General features: G+C 70.9%; 20 protein-coding genes and 1 pseudogene. 13 read left to right on the plus strand and 8 right to left on the minus strand.

The features are described from left to right. Positions 1 to 101: 101 nt before the first annotated feature. The 4 genes from MMR14E_RS25265 (at position 102) to MMR14E_RS25280 (ending at position 2,722) form a co-directional block, all read left to right on the plus strand. Positions 102 to 596 (plus strand): DUF192 domain-containing protein, encoded by a 495-nt coding sequence (locus tag MMR14E_RS25265; RefSeq protein ID WP_419539417.1) that lies wholly within the window; start codon positions 102 to 104, stop codon positions 594 to 596. A gap of 121 nt (positions 597 to 717) precedes the next feature. Then, positions 718 to 1,122, plus strand: a complete 405-nt coding sequence (locus MMR14E_RS25270) for a hypothetical protein (RefSeq protein WP_331318070.1) — start codon at positions 718 to 720, stop codon at positions 1,120 to 1,122. Positions 1,123 to 1,202: 80 nt separating this feature from the next. Continuing rightward, positions 1,203 to 2,075, plus strand: coding sequence for a dienelactone hydrolase family protein (locus MMR14E_RS25275; protein ID WP_331318071.1), 873 nt, complete (start codon positions 1,203 to 1,205; stop codon positions 2,073 to 2,075). A gap of 191 nt (positions 2,076 to 2,266) precedes the next feature. Continuing rightward, entirely contained in the window at positions 2,267 to 2,722 is a 456-nt protein-coding gene (locus MMR14E_RS25280; RefSeq protein ID WP_012319685.1) for a response regulator, read from the plus strand. Positions 2,723 to 2,773: 51 nt separating this feature from the next. Here MMR14E_RS25280 and MMR14E_RS25285 read toward each other — a convergent pair whose 3' ends face one another. After that, positions 2,774 to 2,995 (minus strand): hypothetical protein, encoded by a 222-nt coding sequence (locus MMR14E_RS25285; protein WP_331318073.1) that lies wholly within the window; start codon positions 2,993 to 2,995, stop codon positions 2,774 to 2,776. A 119-nt stretch (positions 2,996 to 3,114) separates the two neighbouring features. Between MMR14E_RS25285 and MMR14E_RS25290 the strand changes: the two genes are divergently transcribed. Together MMR14E_RS25290 and MMR14E_RS25295 are read left to right on the plus strand one after the other, a co-directional pair. Further along, a complete protein-coding gene (locus MMR14E_RS25290; protein ID WP_331318074.1) occupies positions 3,115 to 4,284 on the plus strand; it encodes a chlorophyllase/cutinase-like alpha/beta fold protein in 1,170 nt (389 codons plus the stop codon). A gap of 75 nt (positions 4,285 to 4,359) precedes the next feature. Next, entirely contained in the window at positions 4,360 to 4,560 is a 201-nt protein-coding gene (locus tag MMR14E_RS25295) for a hypothetical protein (RefSeq protein ID WP_331318076.1), read from the plus strand. Between the two features lie 3 nt (positions 4,561 to 4,563). Here MMR14E_RS25295 and MMR14E_RS25300 read toward each other — a convergent pair whose 3' ends face one another. From MMR14E_RS25300 to MMR14E_RS25330, 7 genes and pseudogenes are all read right to left on the minus strand, one after another. Further along, positions 4,564 to 5,520: a YncE family protein gene (locus tag MMR14E_RS25300; protein ID WP_331318078.1), complete on the minus strand. Its 957-nt coding sequence runs from the start codon at positions 5,518 to 5,520 to the stop codon at positions 4,564 to 4,566. Then, positions 5,517 to 6,050, minus strand: coding sequence for an SRPBCC family protein (locus MMR14E_RS25305; protein WP_331318079.1), 534 nt, complete (start codon positions 6,048 to 6,050; stop codon positions 5,517 to 5,519). The genes MMR14E_RS25300 and MMR14E_RS25305 overlap by 4 nt, the downstream gene beginning before the upstream one ends. Before the next feature lie 21 nt (positions 6,051 to 6,071). Beyond that, positions 6,072 to 6,662: a DUF447 domain-containing protein gene (locus MMR14E_RS25310; protein ID WP_331318080.1), complete on the minus strand. Its 591-nt coding sequence runs from the start codon at positions 6,660 to 6,662 to the stop codon at positions 6,072 to 6,074. A gap of 4 nt (positions 6,663 to 6,666) precedes the next feature. Further along, positions 6,667 to 8,229 (minus strand): DUF6513 domain-containing protein, encoded by a 1,563-nt coding sequence (locus MMR14E_RS25315; protein ID WP_331318083.1) that lies wholly within the window; start codon positions 8,227 to 8,229, stop codon positions 6,667 to 6,669. Then, positions 8,226 to 8,801, minus strand: a complete 576-nt coding sequence (locus MMR14E_RS25320) for a uridylate kinase (RefSeq protein ID WP_331318085.1) — start codon at positions 8,799 to 8,801, stop codon at positions 8,226 to 8,228. The genes MMR14E_RS25315 and MMR14E_RS25320 overlap by 4 nt, the downstream gene beginning before the upstream one ends. Further along, a pseudogene (locus MMR14E_RS25325) lies at positions 8,798 to 9,488 on the minus strand ((5-formylfuran-3-yl)methyl phosphate synthase). Before MMR14E_RS25325 ends, MMR14E_RS25320 begins: the two are co-directional and overlap by 4 nt. Positions 9,489 to 9,515: 27 nt before the next feature. Further along, complete coding sequence (locus tag MMR14E_RS25330) at positions 9,516 to 10,043, minus strand: DUF3280 domain-containing protein (RefSeq protein ID WP_331318087.1); 528 nt, start codon at positions 10,041 to 10,043, stop codon at positions 9,516 to 9,518. Positions 10,044 to 10,226: 183 nt separating this feature from the next. Between MMR14E_RS25330 and MMR14E_RS25335 the strand changes: the two genes are divergently transcribed. The 7 genes from MMR14E_RS25335 to MMR14E_RS25365 all read left to right on the plus strand — a co-directional run bounded on the left by MMR14E_RS25335 (position 10,227) and on the right by MMR14E_RS25365 (position 15,635). After that, positions 10,227 to 11,498, plus strand: a complete 1,272-nt coding sequence (locus MMR14E_RS25335; RefSeq protein WP_331318088.1) for an ABC transporter substrate-binding protein — start codon at positions 10,227 to 10,229, stop codon at positions 11,496 to 11,498. Between the two features lie 121 nt (positions 11,499 to 11,619). After that, entirely contained in the window at positions 11,620 to 12,603 is a 984-nt protein-coding gene (locus MMR14E_RS25340) for a YVTN family beta-propeller repeat protein (RefSeq protein WP_331318089.1), read from the plus strand. A gap of 67 nt (positions 12,604 to 12,670) precedes the next feature. Continuing rightward, positions 12,671 to 13,105, plus strand: a complete 435-nt coding sequence (locus MMR14E_RS25345) for a hypothetical protein (protein ID WP_081636452.1) — start codon at positions 12,671 to 12,673, stop codon at positions 13,103 to 13,105. Continuing rightward, entirely contained in the window at positions 13,105 to 13,347 is a 243-nt protein-coding gene (locus MMR14E_RS25350; RefSeq protein ID WP_331318090.1) for a hypothetical protein, read from the plus strand. Before MMR14E_RS25345 ends, MMR14E_RS25350 begins: the two co-directional genes overlap by 1 nt. Further along, positions 13,344 to 14,093, plus strand: coding sequence for an ABC transporter ATP-binding protein (locus tag MMR14E_RS25355; RefSeq protein WP_331318091.1), 750 nt, complete (start codon positions 13,344 to 13,346; stop codon positions 14,091 to 14,093). The genes MMR14E_RS25350 and MMR14E_RS25355 overlap by 4 nt, the downstream gene beginning before the upstream one ends. After that, positions 14,090 to 14,983 (plus strand): ABC transporter permease, encoded by an 894-nt coding sequence (locus tag MMR14E_RS25360; protein WP_331318092.1) that lies wholly within the window; start codon positions 14,090 to 14,092, stop codon positions 14,981 to 14,983. Before MMR14E_RS25355 ends, MMR14E_RS25360 begins: the two co-directional genes overlap by 4 nt. Positions 14,984 to 14,996: 13 nt before the next feature. Beyond that, complete coding sequence (locus MMR14E_RS25365; protein ID WP_331318093.1) at positions 14,997 to 15,635, plus strand: hypothetical protein; 639 nt, start codon at positions 14,997 to 14,999, stop codon at positions 15,633 to 15,635. The last annotated feature ends 33 nt before the right edge of the window (positions 15,636 to 15,668 follow it).

A 15,668-nucleotide genomic window follows, 5' to 3' on the forward strand; every position in this document is an offset into this window, starting at 1 on the left:
CCTCAGAAAATCCGGCACCGGATTCCCATCGCGCGCAACGTCGTCTATCACCGGGCGGCGGGCCCGGGGTCCGCGCGCCATCCCACGAGAGGCATCAGCCTGTGAGATCTTTTTACCGCACGGCCCGCGCGGTCGCCATCGCCGGCCTCGCCCTGACCGCGATCGTCCCGGCCCCCGCCGCTGTGGCGCAGGCGGCCGCCCGCGCCTCTGCGGCCAAGTCGGAGCCGCTGACGATCGTCACGAAGGCCGGGCCGAAGCGCTTCGACGTCGAGGTGATGCGCGACGACGCCGCGCGGGCCCGCGGTCTGATGTTTCGCCGGCACATGGCGGCCGATCACGGCATGCTGTTCGACTTCGAGCAGGACCAGCCCGTCACCATGTGGATGAAGAACACCTACCTGCCGCTCGACATGGTGTTCATCCGTCCCGACGGGACGATCAGCCGGATCGCCGCCGATACGGAGCCGCTCTCGACAGCGATCATCCCGTCGGGCGGCCCGGTCGTGGCGGTGCTCGAGCTGAACGCCGGCACCGCGGCGAAGCTCGGCATCGCTCCCGGCGACCGGATCGAGCACGCCATGTTCAAGGCGCGCTGAGGTCCTGCCCGGGGATTCGCGAACGCACCGGGAACAAGCGGCTTGACCCCCGCCGTGTTCCGCGCCAATGTTCCGGCAATGTTCCGGCGCGCCGGAAGGCAGGTTCAGGGCGGAGGACCCGATGGGCAACGCGGCTGAGGTCGAGCTGTTCGGCAACGACGATTGGTCGGTGCAGGCGGACGGGATCGAGCACCGCCAGACCGGTTACTTCATCGCCCGCACCGCGCTGGCGATGCGCCGGGCCGAGGGGCTCTGGGACTGGCCGCTGCAGATGGCCGAGAAGCGCTGGTGCCGGCCGAGTCTGTTCCGCGAGGCATTCCTCGCCGCGCTCGACCGGTTCGGCATCCCGCGGGACGCCGACCTGATCCGCTCCTTCGCGCTGGGTTACGGAATCCGCGCCGTGATCTCGCCGGCCGCCGAGAGCTTCGTCAGCCTGGGCGACATGCTGAAGCCGCGCGAGATCGCCGAGCCAGCGCGCGCGCCCTTCCCGCGGCCGGTCCGAGCTCTGGCGGCTGCCGGGGCCTGAGGACCAGACGACGGCGGGCGATTTGACCGGGGCCGGCGCGCGCGGCTAGCCCTCATCCTCGGAACGAGGGAGAGAGCACCATGGCGGATCACGACCGGGCCGGACTCGACGGGCTGATCACGCCGCCGCTGTCGCGGCGGGGCTTCGTGATGACGAGCCTGATGAGCGGCCTGACGCTCGCGACCACCCGCGTCGAGGCCCAGGTGATCCACACCGACAGCGCGGGCATCGAGGCCGGCGAGGTGAAGATCCCAGCGGCGGACGGCCCGATGCCGGCCTACCGGGCGGTTCCGGAGGGCGCCGGCCCCTTCCCGATCGTCCTGGTGATCGAGGAAATCTTCGGCGTCCACGAGTACATCAAGGACATCTGTCGTCGGCTCGCGAAGACCGGGTACTGTGCCGTGGCCCCGGAGCTCTACGCGCGCCAGGGCGATCTCTCGACCATGTCGGATCCCAAGCAGATCATCCGGGACGTCATCGCGAAGACGCCGGACGCGCAGTGGATCGGCGATCTCGACGCGACGGTGGCCTGGGCGGCCTCGGCGGCGAAGGGCGACCCGAACCGCCTCGGCGTCATGGGCTGGTGCCGCGGCGGGCGCGACGCGTGGCTCTACGCGGCGCATCGTCGCGACCTGAAGGCGGCCGTCGCCTGGTACGGGCCGATCGGCGGCGAGCGGACCGACATCCAGCCGCGCACCGCCGGCGACGTGGCGGCCGAGATCCACGCGCCGCTCCTCGCCCTCTACGGCGGGGCCGATACCGGGATCCCCGTGGCGGCCGTCGAAGGCGCGCGCGATCGCGCCACGGCCGCGGGCAAGAGCGTCGAGCTCGTGATCTACCCGGACGCGCCGCACGGCTTCCACGCGGATTACCGTCCGAGCTACCGCCGCGAGGCCGCAGAGGACGGCTGGGCGCGCGCGCTGGCCTTCCTGAAGTCGCACGGCGTCGGCTGAATTAGACGCATCAAGACGCCCGATCGGGCGCGTTCCGCGTCGGCTGTGTTACTCAAGACACGGCCACAACTTCACAATCGTGCAAGGATCCAAGGAGGATCTGTGCCCGCGCGGGTCTGGCCCTTCGCGGCGCTCGGGCGTTGAACCGATCGAAGCGACCGCCGTTCAGCCCCTGTAGAGTGTCCTGGTCCATGAGCGATTCGGTACAGCCTGGCCAGAAGCCCGTGATTCTCGTCGTGGAGGACCAGCCCGACGAGCGCTTCCTGGCGGCCACGCTGCTGGAGGATACCGGCTTCACGGTGATCGAGGCCGAGACAGCCGATCGGGCCCTGGCGATCCTCAACGATCGCGCCGACGAGGTCAGCGTCGTGTTCTCGGACGTGCGCACGCCGGGCCCGATCGGCGGCTTCGAGCTCGCGCGGATCATCGGCGTGACTTGGCCGCGCGTGCGGGTCCTCCTGACCTCTGGGGATGCGGGCGACCAGCCGAGCGACCTGCGCGTCTCCGCCACCTTCATCCCGAAGCCCTGGCGCGCCGAGGATATCCTCGCCTGGGTGGAGCAGGCCGCGGGCCGGCCCTCCACGGGTTCCGGACCGTCCGTTATCGGACCGGGCGGCAAAATTATCCCGTCCGGGTTGGAAACCTGAGGCGGCCCCTCAGTTGTACGGCACTCCGGAGCGCGCCGCGCCCGGACTTGCTCAGTGCAGTTGATCCACGACGCCGCCATGAAGATTGTCCCAGCCAATCATGCCGATTCTCTCCGTCAACCCGGCGCGCGGGACACGGTGGAAGCCGCCGTTCTCGACACGGTCCGCGAGGGTCTGCTCAGCGTCTACGGTGCCGCGGATCGCGACGTTCCGGCCGATCTGGCGGCCCTGGCGCGACGGCTCGACCGTCCGGGTCTTGCTGGCTGCAGCCACGCCTAGATTCCACCGCCGAGCCAAACGGGAGACTGGCCAGCGGGTCGCCAAGACGAAAGAATCTGCTATTCAGCGCATTCTGACCTGCCGACGCAGTGCGTCTCTCAGTCGAGTCCCGGATGCGTCTCACAGTTCTTCGCGGATCGCTCGCCGCCGCCGCGATCATGACCCTGGCCGGTCTCGTGTCCGTTCAGGCGGCGACGCCGCCGGCCCAGCCCGCCGATGGCGCGGGCGGTGTCGGTGACCGCAAGGCGACGGTGACCAAACGGCTGCTCGGACGCGGCACCGCCTCCACCTACGCGTTCTACGCCGCGGGCGCGGCGCCCGAGGCGGGGCGTCCGGTCGCGATCTTTCTGCACGGATGGGGTGCGGTCAATCCGCAGAGCTACGGAGGCTGGATCGATCATCTCGTCCGCCAGGGCTGGCTCGTCCTCTACCCGCGCTTCCAAGAGGTGAACCGCACCCGCCCGGCCGACGCCCCTGCCATCGCCGAATCCCTCGTCAAGGCGGCCCTCGCCGAGATCGCGACGGACGGCGAGGCCAAGCCCGACCTCGGCCGCGTCGCCATGATCGGCCACCTTGCCGGGGCGCCGCTCGCCATGGATCTGGCGGCCGCCGCCAAGGCGCAGGGCCTGCCGGTGCCGAAGCTGATCTTCGCGGTGACGCCCGGCGGCATCGCCAGCGGTCCGAAATCCCGCGGCATCGCCCTCACCGACCTGTCGACGATCGATCCCGCCACGGTGATCGTGACCATGGTCGGCGACAAGGACACCCGCGCCGCCGATCTCGCGGCCAAGCGCCTCCTGCGCGAGGCGAGCGCCGTCCCGCTGGAGCGGAAGCTCTTCGTGCGGGCCCTCTCGGATGATCACGGCTTCCCGGCCCTGACGGCGACCCTGTCGGCCCCGGCGGGGGTGGACACGGCCTTCGACGGCGGCGCCATCAAGCCCGGTCCGGAGCCCAGGGACGCGCCCAAGGATGCCGCGAAGCCGCCGCCGTTCCGCTGGTCCGCCGACATGGCGCTGACCGGCGAGCAGCAGACCCTGGTTTCGCAGATCAATCTCGCCCGGGTCGACGCGCTCGACTATCTCGGTTTCTGGAAGACCTTCGACCTCGCCGCTGCGGCGGCCTTCGCCGGGTCTGACGCGACGGCGCTGAAGAACAATCCGCGCCTCGCCGACATGGAGCGCTGGAGCGACGGCTGGCCGGTGAAGCGACTCGCGGTCGAGACGCCGCGCCCCACGCCGGCCGCGCAGGCCGGGGCGCCGGCGCCCGCCAACCGCAAGCGCTGAGACCGGACGCCTCGACAGCTTGGCCTTGGCGCGAGGCTTGCTAATCTCCCCCCTGTTCGACACGGGAGGGAGATCATGCCCGAGTTCGTCGCCAGCCTGCTCGCCGCCGCGGCCTTCTGCCTGACGTTGCTCGCGCTGAACGCGCTGACACGGCTGGTGATCCAGGCGCATCTGGCCCCCTCGGATCTCGGCGAGACCGGCTTCTTGCAGGTCGGCGGCGCGCTCCTGATGGCCCGGGCCGCCTACCGCCGGGCGCCCCAGCGCCGCCCGGGCTGACGCTCAGCGCAGGAACGTGCCGAACGAGCGCGGTCCGTTGCCGGTCGGGATGGTCGCCAGAATCTTGAGCGACTTCGCGTCGAGGACGCTCAGCGTGTTGTCGCCCCAGTTGGCGACGTAGAGGCGGCCGTCGGGATCCGCGGCGATCCCTTCCGGGTGGTCGCCGACATCGACGTCGGCGATGGGCTTGAGCGTGGCGAGATCGAAGGCCGTGACGCTGCCGGCATACTGGTCCGTGACGAAGCCCCGTCCCCCGGCGAGGGCGATCACGTAGGGCCGGCGGCCGGTCGGGATGCGGCCGATCTCGCGACCCGCCTTGAGATCCAGGACCGAGACGTCGTCGCCGGTCACGTTGGCCGTGTAGGCGCGACCCGCCGCGGCATCGAGCGTGATGCCGAACGGATGCTGCCCCACCGGGATGACCTTGGTCTCCCGTCGGCTCGCGGCGTCAACGACCGAGACCGTGTCGGACTCGCGGTTGGCGACGACGAGCGTCGCGCCGTCGGGGCTGACGGCGATCCCCGACGGCGAGGCGCCCACCGCGATCTCGCCGTCCGGCACCAGGGTACCGTCGCGCTCGGTCAGCACGAACAGGCGGTGTCCGTACCAGTCGGCCACGTAGACCGTCCCGCCCCGCGGGTCGGCCGCGACGCCGAGCGGACCGCCGGGCAGCGGTACCTCGGACAGGATCTTGCCGGCGTCGAGGTCGAGGATGGCGAGACCGTGCCCCTCCGGGCGCGTGACGTAGGCGCGCCGGCGATCGGGCGAGAGGGCGATCCCGGCCGGGGCCCCGTCGACGGGGATGCGGCGCACCACCTTCCCGGCGGCCAGGTCGACGATCTCGACCGCGCCGCCGAGCTGGGCGGTGACGATGGCCTCCCGGGCCGGTTCGGCGCGGGAGGCAGTCGCCGCGAGGACGAGGCCGACGGCGAGGGCCGCGCGGCCCCGGGCCGGGCTCAAGAGCCCTTCTCGACCTTGGCTTTCAGGTTGGCGAGGCTCGCCTTGATCCAGTCGCCGACGCCCTTCTCGGAGGCCTCGTCGTTCAGCTCCGGGGGCGGATCGTTGTTCATGTAGCCGCGGTAGAAGGCGGCCTTCCACTCGACCTTCGACTTGGTGTTGCCCTCGGGCTCGACCGTGATCGTCGCAGAGTAGTCGTTGGCCGGAAGGTCCTTCACGTCGACCTTATCGATGTAGTACGAGAACAGCTTGTCCTCGGGCTTGTACTTGTTGCTGGTCTCGAAAATCTGGTCGCCGTTCTTGAGCGTCAGCACGCGCTTGAACTTGCCGGCCGGGTCGCCGGTCAGCTCGGTCTTGGTCACGTTCTGCATCCAGTCGGCATTCTTCAGGTCACCGACGACCGCCCAGACCTTGTCGGCGGGGGCGTTGATCTCGATCGACTCGGTGATCTTGCGCCGGGTCGGGCCGTGGGCCTGCGCGGTCGCCGCCACCAGGGCCGCCGTGGCCGCCAGGGCCAGGGTAATTTTCTTCATCTTGTCCTTCTCCTCCCGCCCTCAGCGGTCGTCGCGATCGAGGACGCGCGCCTCGGGGCCGAGCGCCGCCGCGACCTTGTCCTCGATCCAACCCCAGGCCTCCCGCTCGCGCGGTCCCGCGGTCTTGCCGATGGCGATGGCGAGGTAGGCCATCTCCGTCAACACCTTGTCGGGCTCCAGCATGTGGAGCCGGGTCGAAAGAATGGCGGCCTCCAGGACAGCCGCCTGCGCGCGGTTGTAGCCGATGAACGGCGCGTGCGCGGCGCTGTGGACCATCCGGCCGCGGAAGCGCGGCCGGGTCTCGTGGGCCTCGACGGCGGCCACCGCGAACTCCGCGTGGCCGAAACTGTCGGCGAGGCGGCGGCCCTCGATCGTCGCGCACGGCAGCGTCGGCCATTCGCGCCGGCCCGTGACCGCGCCGGCGATCACGCGGATGTCGCGCGGGCTCGAGGCCGCGAAGCAGGGATTCGCCTCCAGGTTGGCGATGGTCGGCGACGGCCGGAACGGCGCGAGGACGTAGCCCTCCGCCTCGCCGATCAGCCCGAACGGGACGAGGTGCAGCTCCCCCTCCGGGGACACGGTCGTGACGATGGTCTCGAGGATCAACGGCATGGGCTCACGCCTTGTCGGCGGCGACGAGGCGCCCGCAGACCAGCTTCGCCGGCGGGTCCTGCGGGCGCTCGGGCGCGACCGCGGCGCGCGCCTCGGAATCGGGGATCGTCTCCGGCGGGATCGCGCCGGCCTCCGGCCCGACGAGGCGGGCGTCGCGCGTGCCGGGCGGCGGCGCGTCGCGTCCGGAATGGCGGGTGTGGCCCGCCTTCTTGAAGGCTGTGGCGTCCTCGACGTCGGCGTCGGCCGCGCAGCCCCAGTCGAGCGCCTCGTCCTGGACGTAGCGCTTGCCGAGCCGCCACGCCGTCTCGGCCTTGGCGAGTTCGGCGCCGAGATAGAAGGCGTGGGCGCCGTCGCTCGCCACGTCGAGGTCGGGGAAGAAGGCCATCGCGTCTGTGCCGACCCTGTGGATGTCGCGGTTGTAGAGGTGGATCCCGTCCTCGGCGATCACGATCCGGTAATTCGGGTCGCGCACCTCGGCGGCGGCCTGGGCGATCTCGTCGGCGGTCTGCACGAACGGGCGCTTGTCGTGGAGGGCGAGCAGCGCCCGGCCGTAGCCCTTCGGCAGTGCCGAATCGGCCTTGGCCGCGTACATGACCCGCCGGGCGGCGTCGTGCTCCTCGACGGTGCGGCGGGTATGGTTCGAGACCTGCACGATCAGCACGTTGCGGATCGACAGTTCCGAGCACATGCCGACGAGCAGCGCGGTCACGCCGAGGGAGTCGGCCTCGGTCAGCTCGGTGAGGTTGCCGGTGCCCATCATCATGTCGATTTCGGGCCAGCGGGCGCGGGTGTCGCGGTAGCGCGCGATCGAGTCGACGAAGCCGTGGTGGATCGGCTCGAGGATCGGGTCCGCTAGGAACGGCCGACCCGCCTTCAGCAGGCGCGCGATCGCGCGATCGAGGGAGGGCAGGTCGTCCGGCCGCATCGGCACCAGGACCGGTACCGCGTCGGTCTCGAAGGCGAGATCGAGGGTCTCCTCGTTCAGGCTCAGCAGGAAGTCGGCGCCGGCGCCGGCGCCCCGGACCAGTTCCTCGCGGGAGAAGGAATCGACGCTGACTTTCAGGCCGGCGCTCTTCAAAGCCCGCACGGAGTCCTCCAGGTGCGGGAAGGGGGTATCGGGCAGGCCGCCGAGATCGATGACGTCGGCGCCGCGTCCGGCGAGATCGAGCCCCTTGGCGAGGATCTGCTCGACGCTCATCTTCGACGCGTCCACGATCTCCGAGAAGATCCGGAGATCGTGCCGGGACAGGTCGACCTTGCGGGCGGTCAGGCCGAGCCACGCCGGCAGGTCGACCACTTCGTCGGGTCCGCGCTCCACGGGGACGCCGAAATGCGCCGCGAGATGCTCGGGATTGGCCCGGCACCGGCCCGGCAGGACGACCCGCGTGGCTCCCTCGGGAAGCACGACCCGCCGGCAAATGATCTCCTCGGTCATGAGCGCCGCGACCTTCACGCCGGCATCCGCGATGCTCCAGTGCAAGGTCTTCGGGAGCCCAGCCGCGACCTTCTCGAGCCGCGCCCGGGCGAGGCGGCCGGTGACGAAGACGATGTGCTCGGCGGTGCTCACGCGGCGGCCCTCGTCTCGACCGCGACGCGGCGGTGCGGTCCCCAGATCTCGATCGTCCCCCCGAAACCGGCCGCGAAGCCCGGGAAGGCCCCGTCCACGATCCCGTCCCGGGCCAGCGCGCCGGGGTCGAGGCCCGGCGGCGCGTCGACGGATTTCACCAGGACGCAGCGCTCCGCCCCGACCCGCGCGGCGAGCCAGAGGGCGAGGCTGTCCGAGGTGACGTCCCACGTCTCGGGGATGTCCGGGTGGCCGGCCCGGAGCGCGCGCGGGTTCCAAACCCGGAGCCGCGCGGGCGCGGTCTCCGCCCAGGGCTCCAGGCTCTGCACGAGCCGCGGCTCGATCCCGCGGAAGATGCCGGCCGCGTCGCTCATGGCGTCGAGCGCCCGGCGATGGGCCTCGGCGTCGCCGAAGCGCTCCCGCGCCTGCGCGGCCCGGACGGCGTCCGCGAAGGCGCCACCGCCCGGCACCACGATGCAGCGCCCGTGCGCGCCGTCGCCGATCGCCTCCAGCAGGGCGCGGCGGCGGTGCGGATCCGCCTCGAGGCTGCCGCCGATCTTGATGACCGTGGTCACGCCGCGTCCTGACGGCTGGGCCGCAGGGCGCGCAGCGCCTCGGCCACGCGCAGGGGATCGATCCCGTTGCGGCGGTCGAAATCCCGGCACAGGCCGCCGCGGAAGCCGAGATAATCCGGCCGGTGGGCGCGGAGTCCGGGGATATCGACGACCCGCAGCGACCCGGCGAGGCCGCTCATCAGGCCGTGCGCCCGGCAGGCGGCGGTGAAGGCCGAGAGATCGGAGGGGCCTGCGAGGTCGGGCAGGCGGGCGCCGGTCTTGCCGGCGGTGTCGATCATGGCGCCGGCGAAGCCGGCCGCCGCCAGGGCGGGCACGTGCGGCGCCGCCGCCCCGTCCTCGGCGAACAGCACGGCGATCAGCCGGCCCGGCGCCGCCGCGACGCGCTCCACCAAGGCCGCCGCGTCCCGGAGCTCGGCCGGCGCGAGGCCGACCTTCACCCAGTCGACGCCGGTCCGCGCCAGGGCGGCGACTGGGTGAAGCCACCGCGCTCGTCGCGGCGCCGCCGGACACGCGGGCGACGATCTCGCGCACGACGCCCTCATCCAGGGCGCCGAGCGCCCCGCGCTCGGGATCCTTGGCGTCGATCAGGTCGGCGCCCGCGAGGCGGGCGGCCTCGGCCTCGGCCGGGTCGCGGACGCTGACGAGGAGCCGGGGCCGGGGGTATTGCGGGAGGGAGGACGCGGGCACGAAACACTCGGACTTGAACGGGCGGTCTCACGACTTCCCGGGCAGCGGCTCGGCGAGCAGGCGGTTCTTCACCACCCACCGCATCGCGTGCGCCCAGGTATCGTCTGTGTCGGCCCGGATCGTCACCTGCCCGCCGCGCACCACCTTGCCGGTATCGGCCTCGGCGATCGAGACGCTCAGGTTGAAGATCTGACCGGACCCCTTCTCCACATAACCGGTCACGACGAGGTCCGCACCCAGGCTCTTGGCGATGTCCGCCGCGCACCCGTTGCATTTGTAGAGCGGCCCGTCCTTCGCCACGACGTCCGCCTTGGGCGCGGTGTCGACGATCTCCAGCCCGGCCTTGTCGCGCAGCGCGTTGCGCAGCTCGTCGGTGACGAGGGTGAGTTTCCGGGCGTCCACCGGCCGCGTCCGGGTCCCGTATGAGGCGCCGGGATCGAACAGCTCGACCGGGAACACGGCGGCCTTCTCGCCGGCGCTGGCGGTGCCGGGCAGGGCGGCCCACAGCGCGGCGGCGCCGCAGGCGAGCACGGCGCGGAGAGACGTGTGGCGCATCGGCGGGAGCTTCCTCTCGAGGCGTTCGACCGCCCGAGGCGGCGTCGTTCCCCGCATAGGTCGGGCGAAGGGACAATTTGGCAATGTACTTCCGCGCCCGCCTATCCCACGACGGTAACGTGAACGTCGGGACGACACGCCGCGGTTGAGCGGCCTGAGCGGAAGCTGGTAGAGGCCGCCCACATGCACCATCCTGCACCCGACACGGCCCCGCGGCGCGAGACGCGCCTGTCCTGGCTGCGCGCCGCCTTCCTCGCGCTGGCCCTCGCCCCGGCGGCGGCGCGGGCCGAGGAACCGGCGCCAACCGCGGCTTCGCAGCCGGCCCAGACCGCGGCTCCGCAGGCGCTCGAGACCCATATCGGGCTGATCTACCGGCCGCAGCCCGCCCCCTCCTCGTACGACGCCGAGGCGGCGCCGGAGGACGAGGGCTTGGCCGGCGCCAAGATGGGCATCGCCGACAACAACACCACCGGCCGCTTCACGAAGCAGACCTACGTCCTCGACGAAGTCGCCCTGACCGACGACAAGCCGGACGCCGTAGCGGCCGCCAAGGATCTGATCGGCAAGGGCGTGCGCTACTTGGTCCTGGCACTCCCCGCCGACGCCGTCCTGGCCGTGGCCGACGCCGTCAAGGACACGGGCGCGGTCGTCCTCAATGCGGGGGCGCCCGACGACCGCCTGCGCGGCGCCGAGTGCCGCGCCAACGTGTTCCACATCCTGCCGTCGCGGGCGATGCTGACGGACGCCCTGGCGCAGTACCTGACGGTGATGCGCTGGCGGAAGCTCTTCCTGATCGTCGGCCCGACCGACGCCGACAAGGCGTACGCCGACGCGATGCGCAACTCGGCGCGGAAGTTCGCGCTGAAGATCACCGCCGAGAAGCCCTGGACCTTCGGGCCCCTCGCCAAGGCGCGCGGCGACACGCCGACCCGGGCGGAGGCGATGGTCTTCACCCGGGGCCTCGACTACGACATGGCCATCGTCGCCGACGAAGAGGGCGACTGGGGCGACTACGTGCCCTACCGCACCGTCGATCCGCGGCCCGTCGGCGGCACGCAGGCGCTGACCCCGACGACCTGGTCGCCCGTGCTGGAGACCTGGGGCGCCGCGCAGGCCCAGAACAGGTTCCGGCGGCTCGCCTCGCGGCTGATGCGCCCGCTGGACTACCAAGTCTGGGCCGCGGTGCGGACGGTCGGTGAGGCCGTCACGGCCAAGAAGACAAACGATCCGGCCGTGATCGCGCCGTACCTCGTCGAGCCCGCCTTCACGCTGCCGGCCTACAAGGGTGTGCCGCTGAGCTTCCGGCCCTGGGACCACCAGCTCCGGCAGGCGATCATCGTGGTGCAGCCCAAGGCGCTGGTCTCCGTCGCGCCCGAGCAGGGATTCCTGCACCAGCGCACGCCCCTCGACACGCTGGGCGTCGACCTCCCGGAGACCACCTGCAAGTTCAGATGAGTCCGCGGCCTGCGGCGATGGCGAGCGGCCAAAGCCCTCGCAACGCGCGGGAATCGCACTACAAACGTCTCCCGAGAACGTCCGCCCAGGGCGCCGGGCCGTCGCAAGGGAAGGAAACCGTATGAGCCGCCGCGTCGAGGCATGTCTGAGTGGGGTCGCCCTCGGTGCGTGGTTCGCCCTGTGCGGGCCGGCCGCCGCCTTCACTGCCTATGTCACGAACGAGAAGGGCAACTCGGTCAGCGTCATCGACACCGACACGATGGCCGTGACGGCGACGTGGAAGGTCGGCCGGCGCCCGCGCGGGGTCACCGTCTCGAAGGATGGCAAGGAGCTGTTCGTCTGCGCGAGCGACGACGACCGGATCGACGTGCTCGACACGAGCACCGGCAAGGTGGTGCGCTCGCTGCGCTCCGGGCCGGATCCGGAGCAGTTCATCCTCGACGCGTCCGGGAACCCGCTCTACGTCGCGAACGAGGACGACAGCCAAGTCACGATCATCGACATCGAGAAGAACAAGGTGCTCGCCGAGGTGCCGGTGGGCGTGGAGCCGGAGGGGATGGGCCTGTCGCCGGACGGGAAGATCCTGGTCAACACCTCCGAGACGACCAACATGGCCCACTTCATCGACACGAAGACCTTCCAGGTCATCGACAACGTGCTGGTCGACGCCCGGCCGCGCTTCGCCGAGTTCACCGCCGACGGCAAGTTCCTGTGGGTCTCCGCGGAGGTCGGCGGAACGGTGAGCGTGATCGACGTCGCCCAGCGCCGCGTCATCAAGAAGATCACCTTCAAGATCCCGAGCGTGAACGACGAGGCGATTCAGCCGGTGGGCATCCGGATCACCAAGGACGGCAGCAAAGCCTTCGTGGCCCTGGGCCCGGCGAACCGCGTCGCCGTGATCGACGCCAAGACCTACGCGGTCGAGAAGTACCTGCCTGTCGGCCAGCGCGTCTGGCAGCTGGCCTTCACGCCGGACCAGAAGCAGCTGTTCACCACGAACGGCACCTCCAACGACGTCTCGGTGATCGACGTCGCCGCCGAGAAGGTGGTGAAGAGCATCCCGGTCGGGCTCCTGCCCTGGGGCGTGGCGATCTCGCCGAACTGATCCGCGCGACCTACGGGCGCCGAGCGAGGACGGCCGCTGACCTAGCGGCCATAGGGTGGAACACGACATGACGCGCATGTTTCGAACGGCGGCCCTCGGCCTGGCAGGGCTGCTCGCCGCGGCACCGGCCAGTGCCCTTGACCTGACGAAGAAGCGGGAGAACTTGCCCGACCTGGTCCTGGGCGACGATCAGGGCAACGATTTCGTAGTTGAGAACAAGGACATCACGCTGGAATCGGGGAAGGCCTACCGGCTGCGGATCGTCGCGAAGGGGCGCCAGGAATACAAGTTCTACGCGCCGGAGTTCTTTCGCTACATCTGGTTCAACCAGATCGTGATCGAGCACAAGGAGATCCACGGCGGCGGCCCGCCCGATCACCTCGAGTTCGACGATCCCGGCGAGATCGCGATCGAGTTCGTCGCGATCAAGCCCGGCACCTACACGTGGTCGGTGCACGGCCTGGAATCCAAGGGCATGACCGGCACGCTGACGGTGAAGTGATGCGCATCCTCCTGCTCTCCGCCTGCCTGCTCGCCGCCGGCCCGGCCGTCGCGGCCGACGACGCCTCGTCCTGCGCCGAGGGCATCACGATGATCCGCGACGCGCTGGCCCTGAACCCGCCCGAGACGGCGGTGCCGAAGCTCAAGAAGGCCCTGCGGGTCGCCGAGCGGGAGCAGAAGGAGGGCGAGTTCGACGAGTGCCTCGACGCCGTGGCCGACGCCCGGAAGGTGCTGGGCCGATGAGCGCCCCCGAGCCGGCGGCGCTCCTGATCGAGCATGTCGGCCACAAGTTCGGCGCCCGCGCCGCGCTGGACGACGTCTCGATCACGGTGGAGCGCGGGCACTTCGCCGCGCTGCTGGGACCGAACGGCGCCGGCAAGACGACGCTGTTCTCGGTCATCACCCGGCTCTACAACAACCAGACGGGACGGGTCTCGATCTTCGGCCACGCCCTCGATCGCGAGCCGTCTCGGGCGCTGGCCCGGCTCGGCGTCGTGTTCCAGGCCCGCACGCTCGACACCGATCTCACTGTCGAGCAGAACCTCCTCTACCACGCGAGCCTGCACGGCATCGCCCGCGCTGCCGCGAAGCTGCGCGTCGGCGAGTTGCTCGACCGCGTCGGTCTGGCGGACCGGCGCCACGACAAGGTGCGCACGCTCTCGGGCGGCCAGTCGCGCCGGATCGAGATCGCCCGCTCGCTGATCCACCGCCCCGATCTGCTGCTCCTCGACGAGCCCACCGTGGGCCTCGACCTCGAGTCGCGGGCCGACATCGTGGCGATCGTCCGCGCCCTGGTGCGGGAGGAGGGCTTGTCGGTGCTCTGGGCGACGCACATCTTCGAGGAGATCGCGGACGACGACGACGCCGTGGTGCTGCACCGGGGCCGGATCGTCGCCCGGGGCCGCGCCGGCGGGATCGGCAGGCCCGGCGAGGCCCTCGCCGACGCGTTCCGCCGCCTGGTTGCCGAGCCGGGGAGGGCGGCGGCATGACCCATCCGACGCCCCTCACGACACGGCTCGACGCCGCCGCGCCGCGCGATCGGGCCGAGCGGATCGGCCGGCTCGACGCGGTCGGCTACCTGATCTGCCTGGGCGGCATCGTCCGCCGCGAGCTGCTGCGTTTCTTCAATCAGAAGGAGCGGTTCTTCTCGGCGCTGGTGCGGCCGCTGGTCTGGCTTTTCATCTTCGCGGCCGGCTTCCGCAACACGCTCGGCGTGTCCATCGAGCCGCCCTACCAGACCTACGTGCTGTACGAGGTCTACGTGGTGCCGGGCCTCGCCGTGATGATCCAGCTGTTCAACGGCATGCAGTCGTCGCTGTCGATGGTCTACGACCGCGAGGTCGGCTCGATGAAGGTGCTGCTGACCTCGCCTTACCCGCGCTGGCTCCTCCTCCTCGCCAAGCTGATCGCCGGCGTCGCCGTCTCGATCGTGCAGGCCTACGCGTTCCTGGCCGTGGCGTATTTCTGGGAGAGCGACATCCCGTGGCTCGGCTACCTGACGGCCCTGCCGGCCTTCCTGGCCACCGGCCTCATGCTCGGGGCGATCGGACTGTTCCTGTCCTCGCTGGTCCGCCAGCTGGAGAACTTCGCCAGCGTGATGAACTTCGTGATCTTCCCGATGTTCTTCGCCTCGTCGGCCCTCTACCCCCTGTGGCGGATCCGGGAATCCTCCGAGACCCTGTACTGGATCTGCGAGCTGAATCCGTTCAGCCACGCCGTCCAGCTCGTCCGCTACGCCCTCTACGTCCAGTTCGAGCCGGTCGCCTGCGCCGTGGTGGTGGGCGTGGGGCTCGCCTTCTTCGGCATGGCGGTGGTCGCCTACGACCCCGGCCGCGGCATCATGGCCCGGCGCGGCGGCCCGGCCGGCGACAACACCTGATGGAGTCCGCCCAATGAACGTCCTCCTGACCCGCATCGTCGGCCCGGCGCTGGGCCTCGCGATCCTCGCCGGTCCCGCACTGGCCCAGCCCAAGCCGGATCCGGACTGGCCCTGCGTCCAGCGCAAGGTCGCGACCCTGAGCCCCGGCCAGTTCTGGACCGGCCCCGACGTGGAGGCGGCCGGCGACTGGGGCAGCGACAACGACGCCGCCGTCCTGGCGCAGAAGATCGCGTCCCGCCGCACGGATCTCTCGCAGGTCGGACCGCTCCTCGACACGTTCGCGGAGAAGTTCGGATCCGACAAGGACGCGAAGGACAAGGCCCTGACGCGCGTCTACGCGGGCGTATTCGAGGTGCTGAACGGCGAGCGCAACAAGGTGGTCGGCGGCATCGCCCGCTACGCGCAGGGCCAGCGCCGGATGGCCGAGCGGATCCGCGACGAGGCCGACAAGATCAGCCAGGTGAAGGACGCGCCTAGTGCCTCCGACGCCACCGAGCTGCCGAAGGACCAGAATGAGCTGGAGACGAAGTTCGCCTGGGACCGCCGGATTTTCCAGGAGCGCAGCCAGTCGCTGACCTATGTCTGCGAGGTGCCGCAGCTGCTGGAGCAGCGGCTCGGCGAGATCGCGCGCCTGATTCAGGCACGGCTCTGACGGCGCGCCGGACGCGATTGCCAAATCATCCCG

The organism is Methylobacterium mesophilicum, from assembly GCF_036441335.1.
Lineage (GTDB): Bacteria > Pseudomonadota > Alphaproteobacteria > Rhizobiales > Beijerinckiaceae > Methylobacterium > Methylobacterium mesophilicum_B.

What these genes read in the sequence shown, in the direction of transcription:
- MMR14E_RS25270 (WP_331318070.1), top strand. Translation starts at nt 718, where the DNA reads ATGGGCAACGCGGCTGAGGTCGAGCTGTTCGGCAACGACGATTGGTCG.
- MMR14E_RS25275 (WP_331318071.1), top strand. Translation starts at nt 1,203, where the DNA reads ATGGCGGATCACGACCGGGCCGGACTCGACGGGCTGATCACGCCGCCG.
- MMR14E_RS25280 (WP_012319685.1), top strand. Translation starts at nt 2,267, where the DNA reads ATGAGCGATTCGGTACAGCCTGGCCAGAAGCCCGTGATTCTCGTCGTG.
- MMR14E_RS25290 (WP_331318074.1), top strand. Translation starts at nt 3,115, where the DNA reads ATGCGTCTCACAGTTCTTCGCGGATCGCTCGCCGCCGCCGCGATCATG.
- MMR14E_RS25295 (WP_331318076.1), top strand. Translation starts at nt 4,360, where the DNA reads ATGCCCGAGTTCGTCGCCAGCCTGCTCGCCGCCGCGGCCTTCTGCCTG.
- MMR14E_RS25305 (WP_331318079.1), bottom strand. Translation starts at nt 6,050, where the DNA reads ATGAAGAAAATTACCCTGGCCCTGGCGGCCACGGCGGCCCTGGTGGCG.
- MMR14E_RS25310 (WP_331318080.1), bottom strand. Translation starts at nt 6,662, where the DNA reads ATGCCGTTGATCCTCGAGACCATCGTCACGACCGTGTCCCCGGAGGGG.
- MMR14E_RS25330 (WP_331318087.1), bottom strand. Translation starts at nt 10,043, where the DNA reads ATGCGCCACACGTCTCTCCGCGCCGTGCTCGCCTGCGGCGCCGCCGCG.
- MMR14E_RS25335 (WP_331318088.1), top strand. Translation starts at nt 10,227, where the DNA reads ATGCACCATCCTGCACCCGACACGGCCCCGCGGCGCGAGACGCGCCTG.
- MMR14E_RS25340 (WP_331318089.1), top strand. Translation starts at nt 11,620, where the DNA reads ATGAGCCGCCGCGTCGAGGCATGTCTGAGTGGGGTCGCCCTCGGTGCG.
- MMR14E_RS25345 (WP_081636452.1), top strand. Translation starts at nt 12,671, where the DNA reads ATGACGCGCATGTTTCGAACGGCGGCCCTCGGCCTGGCAGGGCTGCTC.
- MMR14E_RS25350 (WP_331318090.1), top strand. Translation starts at nt 13,105, where the DNA reads ATGCGCATCCTCCTGCTCTCCGCCTGCCTGCTCGCCGCCGGCCCGGCC.
- MMR14E_RS25355 (WP_331318091.1), top strand. Translation starts at nt 13,344, where the DNA reads ATGAGCGCCCCCGAGCCGGCGGCGCTCCTGATCGAGCATGTCGGCCAC.
- MMR14E_RS25360 (WP_331318092.1), top strand. Translation starts at nt 14,090, where the DNA reads ATGACCCATCCGACGCCCCTCACGACACGGCTCGACGCCGCCGCGCCG.
- MMR14E_RS25365 (WP_331318093.1), top strand. Translation starts at nt 14,997, where the DNA reads ATGAACGTCCTCCTGACCCGCATCGTCGGCCCGGCGCTGGGCCTCGCG.